General features: G+C 35.4%; 16 protein-coding genes. 9 read left to right on the top strand and 7 right to left on the bottom strand.

Features of this window, described 5'->3' with window-relative positions; translation table 11 throughout:
- Positions 1–6: 6 nt before the first annotated feature.
- From O0931_RS05690 to ribD, 3 genes are read right to left on the bottom strand one after another with little or no spacing between them, the layout of a single operon-like run.
- Positions 7–621, bottom strand: a complete 615-nt coding sequence (locus tag O0931_RS05690; RefSeq protein WP_269414600.1) for an IMPACT family protein — start codon at positions 619–621, stop codon at positions 7–9.
- Positions 611–1,477, bottom strand: a complete 867-nt coding sequence (locus O0931_RS05685) for a DMT family transporter (protein ID WP_269414599.1) — start codon at positions 1,475–1,477, stop codon at positions 611–613. Before O0931_RS05685 ends, O0931_RS05690 begins: the two co-directional genes overlap by 11 nt.
- On the bottom strand, positions 1,478–2,530 hold the full coding sequence (ribD, locus tag O0931_RS05680) for a bifunctional diaminohydroxyphosphoribosylaminopyrimidine deaminase/5-amino-6-(5-phosphoribosylamino)uracil reductase RibD (RefSeq protein ID WP_269414598.1): 1,053 nt from the start codon (positions 2,528–2,530) through the stop codon (positions 1,478–1,480).
- Positions 2,531–2,591: 61 nt separating this feature from the next.
- On the opposite strand from ribD, the gene prmC reads away from it, so the two are divergent.
- On the top strand, positions 2,592–3,437 hold the full coding sequence (prmC, locus tag O0931_RS05675; protein WP_269414597.1) for a peptide chain release factor N(5)-glutamine methyltransferase: 846 nt from the start codon (positions 2,592–2,594) through the stop codon (positions 3,435–3,437).
- On the opposite strand, the gene xerD is transcribed toward prmC, so the two are convergent.
- The gene (xerD, locus tag O0931_RS05670) at positions 3,434–4,333 is read right to left on the bottom strand and encodes a site-specific tyrosine recombinase XerD (RefSeq protein WP_269414596.1); all 900 of its coding nucleotides are present in this window, start codon (positions 4,331–4,333) and stop codon (positions 3,434–3,436) included. The two genes, prmC and xerD, sit on opposite strands and share 4 nt — an antisense overlap.
- 70 nt (positions 4,334–4,403) lie before the next feature.
- Here xerD and aroQ point away from each other — a divergent pair, with 70 nt between their 5' ends.
- Both aroQ and O0931_RS05660 read left to right on the top strand, forming a co-directional pair.
- Positions 4,404–4,826: a type II 3-dehydroquinate dehydratase gene (aroQ, locus tag O0931_RS05665; RefSeq protein WP_269414595.1), complete on the top strand. Its 423-nt coding sequence runs from the start codon at positions 4,404–4,406 to the stop codon at positions 4,824–4,826.
- 6 nt (positions 4,827–4,832) lie between these two features.
- Positions 4,833–5,561: a TlpA family protein disulfide reductase gene (locus O0931_RS05660; protein WP_269414594.1), complete on the top strand. Its 729-nt coding sequence runs from the start codon at positions 4,833–4,835 to the stop codon at positions 5,559–5,561.
- Here the strand turns inward: O0931_RS05660 and O0931_RS05655 are convergent.
- Both O0931_RS05655 and O0931_RS05650 read right to left on the bottom strand, forming a co-directional pair.
- Entirely contained in the window at positions 5,558–6,568 is a 1,011-nt protein-coding gene (locus O0931_RS05655) for a glycosyltransferase family 2 protein (RefSeq protein WP_269414593.1), read from the bottom strand. The genes O0931_RS05660 and O0931_RS05655 overlap by 4 nt on opposite strands.
- Before the next feature lie 5 nt (positions 6,569–6,573).
- On the bottom strand, positions 6,574–7,446 hold the full coding sequence (locus O0931_RS05650) for a lysophospholipid acyltransferase family protein (protein ID WP_269414592.1): 873 nt from the start codon (positions 7,444–7,446) through the stop codon (positions 6,574–6,576).
- Between the two features lie 39 nt (positions 7,447–7,485).
- On the opposite strand from O0931_RS05650, the gene O0931_RS05645 reads away from it, so the two are divergent.
- The 4 genes from O0931_RS05645 to bioB all read left to right on the top strand — a co-directional run bounded on the left by O0931_RS05645 (position 7,486) and on the right by bioB (position 11,802).
- Positions 7,486–8,097 (top strand): WbqC family protein, encoded by a 612-nt coding sequence (locus O0931_RS05645; RefSeq protein ID WP_269414591.1) that lies wholly within the window; start codon positions 7,486–7,488, stop codon positions 8,095–8,097.
- 2 nt (positions 8,098–8,099) lie between these two features.
- The gene (gene corA, locus O0931_RS05640) at positions 8,100–9,221 is read left to right on the top strand and encodes a magnesium/cobalt transporter CorA (RefSeq protein WP_269414590.1); all 1,122 of its coding nucleotides are present in this window, start codon (positions 8,100–8,102) and stop codon (positions 9,219–9,221) included.
- Between the two features lie 87 nt (positions 9,222–9,308).
- Positions 9,309–10,661 (top strand): magnesium transporter, encoded by a 1,353-nt coding sequence (mgtE, locus tag O0931_RS05635; RefSeq protein ID WP_269414589.1) that lies wholly within the window; start codon positions 9,309–9,311, stop codon positions 10,659–10,661.
- 136 nt (positions 10,662–10,797) lie between these two features.
- The gene (bioB, locus tag O0931_RS05630) at positions 10,798–11,802 is read left to right on the top strand and encodes a biotin synthase BioB (RefSeq protein WP_269414588.1); all 1,005 of its coding nucleotides are present in this window, start codon (positions 10,798–10,800) and stop codon (positions 11,800–11,802) included.
- Positions 11,803–11,869: 67 nt separating this feature from the next.
- Here the strand turns inward: bioB and O0931_RS05625 are convergent, their stop codons facing one another.
- Positions 11,870–12,280 carry an organic hydroperoxide resistance protein gene (locus O0931_RS05625; protein WP_269414587.1) on the bottom strand — a complete coding sequence of 137 codons (411 nt, stop codon included), beginning with the start codon at positions 12,278–12,280 and terminating at the stop codon, positions 11,870–11,872.
- Positions 12,281–12,606: 326 nt separating this feature from the next.
- Here O0931_RS05625 and O0931_RS05620 point away from each other — a divergent pair, with 326 nt between their 5' ends.
- A complete protein-coding gene (locus O0931_RS05620; protein ID WP_269414586.1) occupies positions 12,607–15,012 on the top strand; it encodes a T9SS type B sorting domain-containing protein in 2,406 nt (801 codons plus the stop codon).
- Entirely contained in the window at positions 15,012–16,007 is a 996-nt protein-coding gene (locus tag O0931_RS05615; protein WP_269414585.1) for a PorP/SprF family type IX secretion system membrane protein, read from the top strand. The genes O0931_RS05620 and O0931_RS05615 overlap by 1 nt, the downstream gene beginning before the upstream one ends.
- The last annotated feature ends 2 nt before the right edge of the window (positions 16,008–16,009 follow it).

Genomic DNA, 16,009 nt, shown 5'->3' with positions numbered 1-16,009 from the left:
GGTTTGTTAAGTCGTTTGAAGGTATTTCAATTTCAGCCCCTCAATTTTATCAAACTTAGTTAAAACCTGATTCAATTGTGCTTTTCTCACTTCGAATTTTAATACACAATTAACGTTGAAACGCTGTTCAATTACATCTAATTGTTCTTCCTTTACCAACTTCATTACATCGTTCATTTGCAGGTATTCGAAATGAACTTCATAAATATCATTCACGGTCTTAGAAACAATAGCTGATGCTTTAATTGCTTCGATAGCAGCACTCTTATACGCATTAATTAAACCCGGAACACCTAATAAAGTTCCGCCAAAATATCGAACAACTACAATTAATATATTTGTTAAGTCGTCTGATAAAAGACAATTTAAAATCGGCCTGCCAGCCGTTCCGGATGGTTCTCCGTCATCATTAACCCTGAAAACAGATCTGTCTGGTGTTAGCCGGTAAGCATAACAAAAATGTCGCGCTTTATTGTGTTCAGTCCTTAAATTTATCAGGATTGGCTTTACTTCTTCTTCAGACCGGATAGGATAGGCGTATGCAATAAACTTGCTTCCTTTGTCTCGAAAAACGCCGTCAGAATTGCCTGAAATTGTTTTATAAGAATCATCAAACAGCATTCAGTTGAGATAAGGTGATTAAGATAACGGCGCAAATGGCCAGCACAATTCCGATATAGTTGAGTTGAGATAATTTTTCTTTAAAAACAACAATTCCTATTAATGTACCAGCAATAATAACGCCCAGGTTCATTGCTGTGAAAACGGTTGACGGGTTAGCGGAAAATGCCCTATGGGCTTTTAAATAGAATAAAATATTACCAAAATTGAACAACCCCAGGATTAACCCACAACCTATATTAACCAGTTGAATTTTCGTTTTCCTGCCGACAACCATTATCGTTACAATTATTAAAGAAACCAGAAATGCAAGACAGAAAACGACAAACAGCGATGTTGTATAGGGCAGTTCTTTATAAAGTGCGATTTGTTTAAAAAGTACATCGATTACGCCGAAACCTATGAAAACCATAATCGGGTAAATCCAGTTGTTAGATTTTGATTTATGTTCGGTTTTTCGAAAAAAAGTTAAAATTATAGCTAGAAAACCCACTGCAATCCCGATAAACTTTAACTGATTAAAATCTTCCTTAAAAATAAAGTACGCAGCTAAAATTGGTATAAAAAGTGAAAGACGCTGCGCAATATCCGTTTTAACAATCCCCAGATTTTTTACTGAAGCCGCGAGAAATAAAAATATCACTGGCAATAAAACAGCCAATGCTATATAAATTGGCCACGGTGCAGAAGGATTTAAAAGGCTTACATCGGGCTTAAAAAACAGAAAACAAAGTATTAAAGCCGTTAAGTAATTAATACTTACGGCCTGTATTATACTAATCTGATATCTTTTGGCGAGCTTAAGCAACACGGCTACCGTCACACTACAAAATATACTTAAAATGATGTATATCATTTAAATTGTTTGGTTTATATAAATTGAAAGTTTATCCGTTCCAACTTGAATTGCTTCAGTTAAATTACCATTTATAACCGGAGAAGGAACACCCTCGGTCCAGCTATTTTCTGATGTAAAAATACGCGCTTCGTCCCACAGATTTGCATTTAAAAATTGCTTTATGATATTTGCTCCGCCTTCTATAATTACAGATTGAATATCCATAAGATACAATTGAAAAGCAATTTTTTGAGGAAGATAGAATTGCATATCTTCCATTTGGATATAATGGATGTTGTCTTTCACATCAGTTTTTAGCGCATTAAAAATAATGGTTTTGGCTTCTTGATTAAAAATATGATTACTTTGTGGAACCTGCAGGTTTTTATCAATAACGAGGCGAACAGGATTTTTACCTGGCCATTCCCGGGATGTTAATTGAGGGTTATCCATAATTGCAGTTTGCTTACCAACTAAAATCGCATCCTCTTCGGTACGCCACCTGTGTGCCATACGTTTTGCCAAACCTCCGCTAATCCATTTCTGGTGCCCATCAATTGTTGCAAAATAGCCATTTGCCGTTTGCGCCCATTTTAAAATAATAAATGGTCGTTGTTTTTGGATTCGGGTAAAAAAGCGTCGGTTAAAATGTTTACACTCTTCATCCAAAATACCACTTATTACCGCTATGCCTGCATTTTTTAGCTTTTCAATCCCTTTACCGTCAACACCAGAAAAAGGATCGCGATTGCCAATAACCACTTTTTTAAGCTGATGCTTAACAAACAAATCAGCACAGGGCGGTGTTTTTCCGAAATGTGCACAAGGCTCTAAATTTACGTAAGCTGTTGCTTTCCTGAGCATACTCTCAGCCGCTGAACCGTATTTTTCGAAAACGGATTTCACTGCATTTGGTTCTGCATGTGCTTCACCAAACTTTTGATGATACCCTTCTCCGATGATTACGCCGTCGACAACAATTACACAACCGACCATAGGATTCGGACTTACATTTCCTATCGAAGTAGCCGCTAATTCTAAACAACGCTTAATGTAAAATTCATCGCTCATTAACACAAAAGTAGTTAAATTATGACAAGGATGAAGACACGATTTATTACTTTTGCGACCAATGAACATTAAAGCGTTAGAACAGGAATACTTACAAAATTTAAATGAATTTTACGATGCTGATGAGGCAAAAGCAATATTTAATCTATCAGTTACCAGTATCTTAAAAATAACCCAAAGTAAATTACTCACGCAAAAAAATAAGGCTTTATCAGTCGAAGAGTTAAATGCACTTACCGAAGTTTTAAATCATTTAAAAACCGGAAAACCTATTCAGCAGGTATTAGGCGAAACTGTTTTTTATGGTTTAACTTTTAAGATAAATGAACATGTACTAATTCCCCGTCCTGAAACGGAAGAGCTTGTCGACTGGATATTAAGGGAAGTTAAGAATCTAAAAAAATCTTTTTTGGATGTTGGCACTGGCTCCGGGTGTATTCCTGTAACGGTAAAAAAGCATTTACCAAACCTCGATGTTTCTGCACTCGATATTTCTGCAAATGCATTAAAAGTAGCTGAAGCAAATGCAAAATTTAATAAAACGGAAATCAATTTTATCGAAGCCGATATTTTAAACTATCCGGATAATAAAAAATATGATGTAATAGTAAGTAATCCGCCTTACATTCGTCAACTTGAGAAAGCAGATATGCATAAAAATGTTCTGGCTTATGAACCGCATGCTGCATTATTTGTAAGCGATGAAAATCCGCTTATTTTTTATGATGCAATTTCTGATTTTGCCTTAAAAAATTTAAATCCAAACGGTTATTTATTTTTCGAAATCAATGAATATTTATGGGCTGAAACACTTCAGATATTAATAGATAAGCGATTTAAAAACATTGAGTTAAAGAAGGATATGCAAGGAAAAGACCGGATGATATTGGCAAGGACAAATCCCTAAGACCGGGGGTGAAATTGTGTAACAACTTCCTGCAAATAATCCCTGTCGAGGTGGGTATAAATTTCTGTCGTCGTGATGCTCGAATGGCCAAGCATTTCCTGAACAGCGCGTAGATCTGCGCCACCTTCTATTAAATGTGTTGCAAAAGAATGGCGTAACGTATGCGGACTAATGGTTTTGTTTATTCCCGCGTGAACGGCTAAATTTTTTATCAGGTTAAAAATTGAAATCCTGGATAATTTTGCGCCAAACCGATTTAGAAATATAAAGTCTTCATTTCCCTTTTTTATCTGTTGATGAACCCTGACTTGTGTTAGATAAATATCAATAAACTTTACAGCAACACCCCCGATTGGTATAAGTCGTTCTTTGTTACCCTTACCAATCACTTTGACAAATTCTATTTGCGGGTAAAAATTTGAAATTTTCAATTCGGTTAATTCTGTAACCCTCAAACCACAACCATACAAAACTTCAATAATTGCTTTATTCCGCATGCCCTCGGGTTTTGATGCGTCAATGGCGTCTATTAAGCTATTTATTTCATGAATATTTAGCGTATCCGGTAATTTCCTGACAAGTTTTGGTGCCTCAATTAATGCCATCGGATCATTTTGAATAATATCTTCAAGCATCAGGTAAGAAAAAAAAGCCTTTAAGCCTGATATAACCCTGGCTTGCGTGCTACCCAACATGCCAAGATTATGCAGCCAACTAATAAATAATTTAATGTCTGAAATCGTAATTTCATTTAAATTTGGTTCAGAATTAACTGATTGATAATATTGGCTCAATTTATCAATATCGTTCAGGTAAGCGTCAACAGAATTATCTGAAAGCGATCGTTCGAGTTTAAGGTAAGCTTTAAATCCTTTGATATATGATTGCCAAACCATGTTTTTATTTATTTTTTTTTATAACATTGCAACATTACAACATTACAACATTTAGCAGGATAAAATCAACATGAAAGTACAAATTATTAATGGTCCGAATTTAAATCTTTTAGGTGTAAGGGAACCGTCAATTTATGGCAATACCAGTATAGAAGACTATATTAAGGAACTCAAAAACATTTATACTATTGTCGAAATTGATTATTTTCAAAGTAATGTTGAAGGCGAGATTATTAACAAACTGCACGAAGTTGGTTTCAGCTACGATGGAATTATATTAAATGCCGGCGGCTATACGCATACATCTGTCGCGATTGCAGACGCAATTGCCGCGATTAAAACACCTGTTGTAGAGGTTCATATTTCAAATATTTACGCCCGTGAAGAATACAGGCATATTTCTTTAACCGGTAAAAACTGTAAGGGTGTATTAACGGGTTTCGGCATAAATGGTTATCGCCTCGCTCTAGAAAGTTTATTAATTAATTCTTAAATATATATGTTAAAAAAAACGCTCTTAATCTTCCTGATTACATTTTCCATTTATGTTAACGCTCAAACAACCACTCAGCAAAGAACCCAGCCAACTTTAGATGAAAATACGATTGTAAGGGGAGAAGATGGTATGGTTTACCCTTATAAGCTATGGAAAGCCTATTTACAAACGGGAAAATATTCTTTGAAAAGCAGGAATACTAAAATGGAGGATGGCCGGCCTGAATTTGTAATCTTCGAACTTACAGAAGCCCAGCGCAATACCATGATGGAAAAAATGCCTAAACCAAGGCCTAGCGAAGCGTTTAAGGAAGGTGAACACTTTAATGGATTTAAAACCTCAGATATAAACGGAAATAAATTTGATTTAAAAAATACTACGGGAAAGGTTGTTGTTCTGAATTTTTGGTTCATAAACTGTCCGCCATGTAAGTCGGAAATACCCGATTTGAATGAGCTTGTTAATCGTTATAGGGATAATAAAGATGTAATATTCCTGGCGATAGCTTTAGATGATCGATATGAAATCAAAGATTTTCTGAAAACGATACCTTTCAATTATAATATTGTTGATAACGGAAGATTTCTTTCTGATAAATTTAACGTAAAATCTTACCCCACTCATGTTGTGATAGATAAAACCGGCACCATAAAATTCAGTACCGTGGGACTCGCGGTAAATACAATTGCATGGGTGAAAAAATCTATCGATGAGTCTTTGGCCGCAAACTAAAGATTTGAAAATGACTTGATTTTCCTAATAAAAAAAGCCCAAACCACGCTGTTTTTGTAAACACCTTTGTGTTCAGCATATGGTTTTTGATATTGTTTTCTTTTTCTTGATGTTTTAGTTAAGTCCTTAATAAAATGCCAGTGGCCTTTGGTAACTGCCATTGTAAATTTAGGCTTCCCGGATAATAAGAAATGCCACCAGGCAATAAAATCAATGCACATTCGTATGGCTATCCTGAAAATTGCATCACCGGCAGGCAGGTTTTTCTGCATAATAATCAGGTTATTCCTGAAATTTAAATACGTTTTAAAAGGATTTTCTGTCTGCAAAGTTCCGCCGCCAACGTGGTAAACTTCCGATTCAGGACAATAAACTACTTTATAATTTAAATTTTTTAATCTCCAGCACAGGTCAATCTCTTCCATGTGTGCAAAAAGATCGGCATCCAATCCACCTGTTTCTTTCCAGTACTTGCTTTTTATAAAAAAGGCTGCACCACTGGCCCAAAAAATTTCTTCAGTTGTATTATATTGGCCGCTATCCATTTCATAAACATTAAATAAACGTCCGCGGCAGAAAGGGTAGGCGTATATATCTAAAAATCCACCTGCAGCACCGGCGTATTCAAACTGATTTTTATTTAATTGCCATTTGATTTTAGGTTGTGCAGCCGCGATATTATCATCACTTTGCATTAAATCGATAACAGGCTGTATCCAGTCTGGGGTAACTTCAACATCCGAATTTAAAAGAACAAAGTACTCCGCGTCAACACGTTCTAAAATTTTATTATAGCCACCGGCAAAACCATAATTTGAATCATTTTTTAAAACCTTAACTGTTGGAAAATTTGATTCAATAAAGGCGATAGAATCATCTGTTGAAGCATTGTCGCCAACGATAATTTGTAAATTATCATATTCGGAAAGCAAAACTCCGGGTAAAAATTGCTCAAGAAATGCTTTTCCGTTCCAGTTTAAAATTACAACCGCTACTGATGGATTCATGTATGTTATTCAGGTTTAAATTTCCACCGTTTATGGCTCCAAAGCCAATATTGAGGTTTATCTTTTATAATGTTTTCTAAAAAATGAAAGTGTAAATTGGTAATTTCTCCGTCAACTGTTTTCGACGGATCTAAACACATTGGTAAAACCTCAACATCGTAATAACCCATTTTTACCGGCGTAACCTTAAAATAATAAATTGCTCGGTTGGTGGATTTGGCAATTTTTTCTACCCCTAAAAGTGCTGCTGTAGGCTGGTTCAGGAAATTTAAAAAATATTTACTTTCCTCCCTTACAGGGGATTGATCGCTGGCGAAGCACAATAAACTCGGCTCATTCTTATATGTTGCCATGCAACGTAAAGTCTGCCGCATTGCAACAAAAACATTCCCGAATTTCGTGCGAAGCTTATCAAACCAGGCTTCGAAGATTCTATTATTTATGGGTTTATAGATTACAATTGTCTTACCTGAAAGGTTTAAGCCTAAAGCTAAAGTCCCTAACTCCCAGTTCCCATAATGACCGGTACATGCCAAAATACTTTCACCTTTTTGGAAACGATTTTCGATTTGCTCCAAACCTGTAAATCTGACGCGTTTTAAAGTTTCAGCTTTCGAAATGGTGGCTAATTCGATGATTTCGAAGATTAATTCAGCCAGATATTTGAAATATTTTTTTTCAATACTCAGAATTTCCTTAACAGATTTCTCAGGAAAAGCATTTGTTAAATTCGTCCTGACAACCTTTTTTCTGTATCGGATTACATAATAAAGCAAGTAATACAATAATCTGGAAAAAATGAACAAAATACGAAGAGGCAGCAGCGATATCAGATATAAAAAAAATACGCCAACATGAGTAATCCCTCTTTTAATCATTAATTTTGAAAAGTTTGAACTGCAAACATATATTTTCAAATGCAAAATACCGCTATACTTCCATTATTTTATCTTCCCCCTGTAAGCTACTTTAGTAAAATACAAGAACTTAACCCCGATTTTTTATTAGAAAAATACGAACATTTTCCTAAGCAAACCTATCGAAACCGGGCAAGTATTTATTCCCCAAACGGAAAATTGGATATAACCGTTCCTGTGGTCAGGGGTTCAAAAATGCGTACACCCCTAAAAGACGTGAAAATCAGTTACGATTTTAACTGGCAGCGTTTACACTGGATGAGCCTTGAAAGCTGCTATAGGAGTTCAGCCTATTTTGAATTTTACGAAGATGATTTAGCACCGTTTTACAATAAGAAATTTGATTTTTTATTTGATTATAACTTTGAACTTTTAGAATGGCTGACCAGGAAGCTGAAACTAAATATCAACTATAAATTTACAACAGCCTATACTGATGATTTAGATACCGCATTTAACTACCGAGAAATGATGAGTCCAAAAAAAACTGATGATTCTATAAACAATAAGCCATATTATCAGGTTTTTGAAGATAAGCATCAATTTATTTCTAATTTGAGCATTGTTGACTTATTATTTAATCAAGGTCCGCAGGCCCGGTTATACCTTTAAAAATGGCAAAAAATAAACCTCGTAACCGTCATAAACATTATAAAGTTCCCGAACCAGGTACAAGTCCGGGTTTATATTCTATTGATGAAAATGCTTTAAAACCTAAAATTACCTTTCATACTTATAACGATAAAACTTATAAGAAAGAGGAGCTGGAAAATATTAACGATATAGACAAACTAACAGAGAATAAGGATTTTTACTATTGGTTTGATATTAAGGGTTTAGGCGACCCGGATATTTTTGAAACATTATATTCAAAACTAAACATCAGTAAACTGGTGCTTGAAGACATTACAAGCTCATACCAGCGACCAAAACTTGATGAATACGATAACGATAAATATGTTTTTGCAGTAAGCAGGCATTTATTTTTAAGTAAGGATAATGATTTGTGCAATGAGCAAATTTCATTTATATTAACTTCAAAGTGTTTAATTACTTTTCAGGAAGACTACCAGGATTGCTTTAACCCGGTAAGAAAAAGACTGGAGGTTGGCAAAGGAAATATCCGTATTGGTGGATCAAGTTATCTGATGTATGCCATCATGGACGTTATCGTAGATAATTACTTTACATTGTTAAACCATTGGGGTGAAGAGCTCGATTCAATTGAAGATCGCTTATTTGATAATCCGGACAAGCGAATTATGTACGACACGCAGGCAATTAAGCGTTCATTAATTACCATCAGAAAAGTGACCTGGCCCGAGCGTGATAAATTAAATGATATTTTAAGAAGCGACAGCGATTTAATTACCGATGTAACCCGAACCTACATTAAAGATGCATATGATCATTGTATACAGATTATCGATTTCATAGAATCGTTAAAAGAAATTGCCTCAGCCAATATCGACATGAACTTGTCCATTATCAGCAATAGGATGAATGAAATTATGAAGGTTTTAACCATTATATCCTCCATATTTATTCCGTTAACCTTTATTGCAGGAATTTACGGAATGAATTTCAGCAGGGAAGACCCGGCAACGGGAAAAATTTTAAGAGATAACATGCCTGAATTATATGCTGAACATGGCTATTTATATACCTGGCTGGTGATGTTGGTTATTGCAATAATCCAGGTAATTTACTTTTGGCGAAGGGGTTGGTTTAAATAGATTCTTTTAATGCCATCTACCTTCATTTTAAATTAAACTTATAATGTTAAATCGATGTAGATTCCCTATTTTAGGGGCTTAAGCATTATGCAATCATCATTCGAAATAGATAAAAGCGATGTACTAAAGGTTAAAAACGCAATTTTAGCCGGCGATGAAACTTTAAAAATAGTTTTAGAGGATTATCATGCTTCAGAAATCGCTATTTTATTCGAACGTTTAGACAAAGCAGCGCAACAGCATATTATTAATTTACTGCCTGCAGAAATTGCGTCGGAAATTATTTCTGAAATGGATGAAGAATCCCATCCGGAAGATTTACTTTTCCAGCTTCATCCCGATAAGAGAACAGAAATTGTTGAAGAACTTGATTACGACGATGCAACAGACATTATTTCTCAGCTTGAAGACCATGAGCAGAAAGAAATCCTGGAAGATCTTAATGAAGAGGATGCATCAAATATCCGTAACCTATTAACCTACGACGAGAAAACAGCAGGTGGTTTAATGAATACAGATTTAATCTGTGTAAACATTAACCTGACGAAAAAAGATGCAATAGATGAAATTATTCGTCAAAGCGAAGAAATGGAAGAGTTCTACACCATTTATGTGGTTGATGATAAGGAAATCTTCAAAGGAATTGTTTCATTAAAGGATATTATAAAAGCCAAACATAACGCACAGATTACTGAATTAGTAAAAGTTGATGCCGTTTACGTTCATCCTGATACCGACCAGGAAGAAGTTGCTAACTTAATTTCTCAATACAATTTAACGAGTATTCCGGTTATTGATGAGCATCAGAAATTACTTGGTCGCGTAACATTTGATGATGTAATTGATGTTATGGAAGCCGAAAGCACAGAAGATATCTTAAAAATATCAGGTGTATCAGAAGATGAAGAGTTAAGTGGTAACTGGGCGGAAGCGGTTAAATCGCGTTTGCCCTGGCTGATTATAAATCTAGGCACAGCTTTCCTGGCATCGTCCGTTGTTCGTTATTTCGACCCTACAATTAAATTAATTCCTTCTCTTGCAGCTTACATGACGATTATAGCCGGAATGGGCGGGAATGCCGCTACACAAGCCTTGGCCGTTACAGTGAGGCGTATCTCACTTTATGATTTAACAGACAAGCAAGCTTACAGAACGGTGTTGAAAGAGTTTACTGTTGGTTTAATCAATGGTGCAGCGAACGGCCTAATTGTATTTATTTTTGCTTTTTTTTTCGATGGAAACCCGATGCTCGGTTTAGTTATCTTCCTGGCAATGACGGGTAATCTAGTTATAGCAGGTATCACCGGAGCCGGAATTCCATTGATTTTAAAACGTGTTGGCATCGATCCTGCCATTGCATCATCTATAATTATTACTACTTTTACCGATGTTTTTGGCTTCCTTTTAATTTTAGGTTTGGCCAGTAAACTTTTACTATAATAATCAGGACTTGGTTGATTTGAGGATTTTTAAATTACGCTATTTTGTATGTGTTACCCTTGAAAACTTAAATTAACCGCCTGAAAAATTAAGAATATTATGTTAATCCTTAAATCCAAAAAATCCTGATCCCACGATGCAAACAACAAGACACGATTGGAGTAAAGAAGAAATATTAGAAATTTACAACAGACCATTTTTAGATTTGGTTTATGAAGCGGCAACCATACACCGGGCAAATAAAGATTACAATGAAGTTCAGGTAAGTTCATTAATCTCGATTAAAACCGGTGGCTGTGCCGAGGATTGTTCTTATTGCCCTCAAGCTGCCCGTTACCACACCGATTTGCAAGTACAGCCATTGATGCAGTTAGGCCAGGTAGTTAGTGCTGCCGTAAAAGCAAAAGAGGGTGGTGCATCTCGTCTGTGTATGGGTGCTGCATGGCGCGAAGTGCGTGATAACCGCGATTTTGACCGCGTTATTGAAATGGTTAAGGCCGTAAACGACATGGACATGGAGGTTTGCTGTACTCTGGGTATGCTTACTGAAAATCAGGCACAACGGTTAGCTGATGCCGGTTTATATGCTTATAACCACAATATTGATACTTCAGAAGATGATTATAAACGCATCATTTCCACACGAACTTATGACGATAGGTTAAATACAATTAAAAACGTTCGTAAGGCTAAGTTAACGGTATGTAGTGGTGGTATCATCGGTTTGGGAGAAACAGTTGAAGACAGGGTTTCCATGTTGCAAACTTTATCTAATATGGAAAAACACCCTGAATCTGTTCCGGTTAATGCACTGGTTCCGGTAAAAGGTACACCATTGGCCGATCAACCACGTGTACCAATATGGGATATGGTTAGAATGATTGCTACAGCTCGCATTGTAATGCCAAATTCTGTCGTACGCTTATCAGCAGGCAGAAATGAAATGAGTACACTCGAACAGGCATTTTGCTTTATGGCAGGAGCAAGTTCTATTTTTGCAGGAGATAAATTATTGACGACACCAAATCCTGCTTTTGTTGATGATATGGCTATGTTTGAGTTGTTAGGGTTAAAAACCCGCGAAGCATTTAAAAATGGAAGACCCGCAAATACAAAAATAGAGCAGGTAGAAATTGCTTAAATCAAGTAAAATTCATAAAAAAAGCGGATATAAAAATCCGCTTTTTTATTTTATTCAGAGTTATAAATTAAATCGCCGTAATTCGGACTTCAATATTACCTCTGGTAGCTTTTGAATAAGGACAAGCTTTATGCGCTTTTTCTGCGAGCGTTTGAGCCTCCTCGTGAGAAATGCCCGGAATATGTACATCTAAATCTGCCGAAAGTACAAATGCATTACCATCTTTATTGAAAGAAACCAACACATTAACATTCGCCTCGCTAACATCTACACCTTCTCTTTCGGCTATTGAACCTAATGCACCCAGATAACACGGACCCCACGCAGCTGCAAACAATTGCTCCGGATTTGTGGCACCACCTTGTCCACCCAGTTCCTTTGGCCTTTTTAACTCAAATTCTAATTGTCCATCGCTCGATTTTATATGACCATCTCTTCCTCCGGTAGCTGTAACTTCAGCTGTATATAACTTTTCCATAATATTTTATTAATTAATTATACTTAACAACAACAGGTTATCATTGTTTCGATCAGTATTTATAAATCATTAATATCCTGGATCAACCATATTTCGTGTAAAAAAATAAAATACAGTCTACATTAATGTAATACGATAAAAACTAAAAAAAAAGTCATAACAATTTTAAAAACAGACGATTATATTAATTATTTGATTTTGGTTTCCAGCAAAATATCTGGTTAAGTAATTTTCGTGTAAAATAAGGCCATTTTATTTAAGATACCTGTTCTTAAATATACTAAAACGATATTTTTACACTGAACTATTTAAAAATCGCTCCCTAATTGATTAATAAAATATTTTTTGTGCTGGTTATGGTATGCATTGCCATGACATCAAATTTAAAGGCCCAGCTTTGTCCTGAAAATATCGGTTTTGAAAATGGAAATTTTCAAAACTGGAAGCTATATGCCGGGTCAATCAACACTTCGGGTGTAGTTATTAACGAAGTTGCATTACCTGTTTCCGGCAGGCATACCATACAAACTGATAAAACTGCAGTCGATCCTTTTGGTAAGTTTCCGGTAGTTCTAAAAAATAGTGGCAGTTATACCGTAAAGCTTGGTAATAGCGGGACAGGAAATCAGGCAGAAGGGGTTTCATACCTGATAAATATACCTGCTAATCGCAATGAATTTACATTGACTTATCAGTATGCCGTAGTTTTTGAAGATCCTAATCATGCAGTAGTGGAACAGCCAAGATTTATTGCGAGGGTTAAAGATTTAGAAACAGGTAATTATATTCCATGTGCTTCTTTTCAATACATTGCAACCTCAACCCTTCCCGGTTTTAAAAAATCCTCTTCTAGCAGCACAGTAATTTATAAAGAATGGACACCGGTAACTATAAATTTATCTGGATATCAGGGAAAACAATTATTACTTGAATTTATTACGGGTGATTGTACACTAGGTGGGCATTTTGGGTATGCTTATGTTGATGTAAATAATTTATGTGGCGACTTAATTCTCGGCAATACTTACTGTAAAAGTTCAGAAGAACTTAATGTTAACGGTCCAAGCGGTTTCCAGACTTACACTTGGTACAATGGCGACAGAAGTATTAAATATGGAACAGGGCAAGGCGTAAAAATTAAACCAACACCTCCAGACGGAACCAAAATTATTTTAGACCTGGTACCTTTTACCGGCTTTGGTTGCCCAAGTACCTTAACCGCTATTGTTCAAAGTGTAGATTATCAACTGCAGCTTTTACCCAAAAATACCGTTTGTCAGGGTAGTTCAATAGATTTAATTTCAGATGATTATGTGTTAAACAGAAATGCAGACTTCAGCTATTTTGCATTCGAGGATAAAGATTTAACAATTCCTGTAAAAAATCCAGTTGTAATAAATGAAAAGAAAACTTATTACATCATGGCGACTAATTACAAGGGTTGTGAAAGTGTAGCGAGTGTTGATATTTCACTTTTTGATGTAGCTAACATTACGCTTAAAAATCCTGATCAGGTTTGTTATACAGAAACTGTAGATATTACAAAGAATGAAATTTATGTTGGGGATTTAAAAGATATTATAAGAACATATTTTACAGATGCTGCGGCAACCAAGCCTTTATCAAATCCTGGTAGAATAAATTTAAGCGGCAGGTATTATGTAAAACTCACTAACAATTTAGGCTGCAGTAAAATACTCCCTGTTGATGTTGTTGTAAATCCAAAACCCATATTAAAAATTATCAATCCTGCGGGCGTTTGTTTTCCATCAACAGTTAATATAGCTGCATTACATAATTTTGCTGGAAGTGATAATGATTTAAAGTATGCTTTTTATTATGATGCAGGCTTAACCCAACCTGTTTCCGACCCTGAAAGGATTGATAAATCCGGAACTTATTACATCAAAGCAATTAATTCATTAGGATGTGTTGTAAGCGATAAGATTAACGTGACAATTTACGAATTACCTGTTTTGATTTTAAAAGATCCTTCAGCAGTATGCTATCCTGCAACTGTGGATATTACAAACCAGGCAATATATCTGGGAACAACTGCCGGTGTTAACTATTCGTTCTACACAGATAGCAATTTGACTAATAAGCTCATTCATCCCGACCAGGTTGCAGCAAGCGGAGCCTATTATGTGAAAATTACCAATCAAAACGGATGTTCTGTATTTGATAAAATCAATGTTACAATAAACCCTTTGCCTGTAATCGTTTTAAATACGCCTAAACCAATTTTTGATTACGACTACATCGATTTAACATCAACAGATATTGTGAAAGGAAGTAAAGGTTATGTCAAAAAGTATTATTATACAGATGCTACTTTAACCAAAAGCGTTTCTGATCCAACAAAAATAAATAAGGCCGGCGTATATTATATCTCACTGGAAAGCGACAAAGGATGTTCTATAACATCATCAATTGAATTAAATATTTTGCCTGCTCCACAAATTATCGTTCCAACAGCATTTACCCCACAGAAATTAACTAATAACTATTTATATCCGTTTTTTACCAGTATTAAGCAGCTAACGAGTTTTAAGGTTTTTAACAAATGGGGCATTTTAGTGTACGAAACAAATACAATGACATCTTCAGGCTGGGATGGTCTGTTTAAAACTAAAATGCAACCTATGGAGACGTTTTCATGGTTTGCTGAAGGTATTGATGTATTAGGCGGAAAATACCAAGCAAAAGGTAAAACTATATTAATATTGTAATGATTAAATCAAGACTGATAGTATTGTTTTTCTTCTTAACTACGTTTGGTTTCGCACAAGACCCTAAATTTTCACAATATTTTGCTGCACCACTCACTTTAAACCCGGCTTATACAGGTTTCTTCGATGGCGAATACAGAGTAGCACTAAATACCCGGCAGCAATGGGGAAATCTTGGTGATCCGTATAACACATATAGTGTATCCGGTGATTTAAAACTGATTCAGGATGAAAATTTTACGAATAGTGTATTTAGCATTGGTTTAAGTGGTTTATTCGATGAATCATTTAATAAAGCGCTGAAGTCGCAATACATAAGTGCAAGTGCGTCATATTATCAGTATCTTGATGTTTATCATCGCTTTAAATTTGGTTTGGCACCTCAGATTTCTTATGTGTCCAGATTTTTAGATTACAACAAATTAACTTTTGCATCTCAATACAACGGGAATGGTTTTGATACTTCATTACCAAATTATCTGGACTTACAAAATGATAAAACTTCTTATTTTGATTTAAACATAGGTGCAAATTTTTCAGCAAGTTTTAACAGGTTAAGTGTAGTTGCTGGTTATGCCCAATATCACTTAACCAGACCCGTAGAAACTTTAATCGGAACCAATCGTGAGGTATTGCCATCTCGCAAAACTGTAAATTTTGGAATGCTTTACCTGGTTAGCGATTATGTTGATTTAAACTTTACTGGTATTTATAATGTTCAGGGGGCTAATAAAGATCAGTTAGCAGGTGTTGTTTTAGGTTTCAAACCCAATGAACAGACCAAAATAAAATTAAACGCCGGCTTGTGGCATAAATTTAACGAATCATCTTTTTATCCCTATTTAGGCTTAACCTTGGGCGACATAAGTACCGGGATAAATTACACCGTTTACGGCAATAAAGTTTTGAGTTCTACACCACGTACTTATGAATTATCATTAATCTATCGTCATAATAATTTTAAGGGATTTAAAGTTCCTTGCCCTAAATTTTAATA

Source organism: Pedobacter rhodius (genome assembly GCF_027213645.1).
GTDB lineage: Bacteria > Bacteroidota > Bacteroidia > Sphingobacteriales > Sphingobacteriaceae > Pedobacter > Pedobacter rhodius.
Note: the sequence above shows the minus strand (reverse complement) of the source record. Positions and strands in the feature narration are given on the sequence as shown.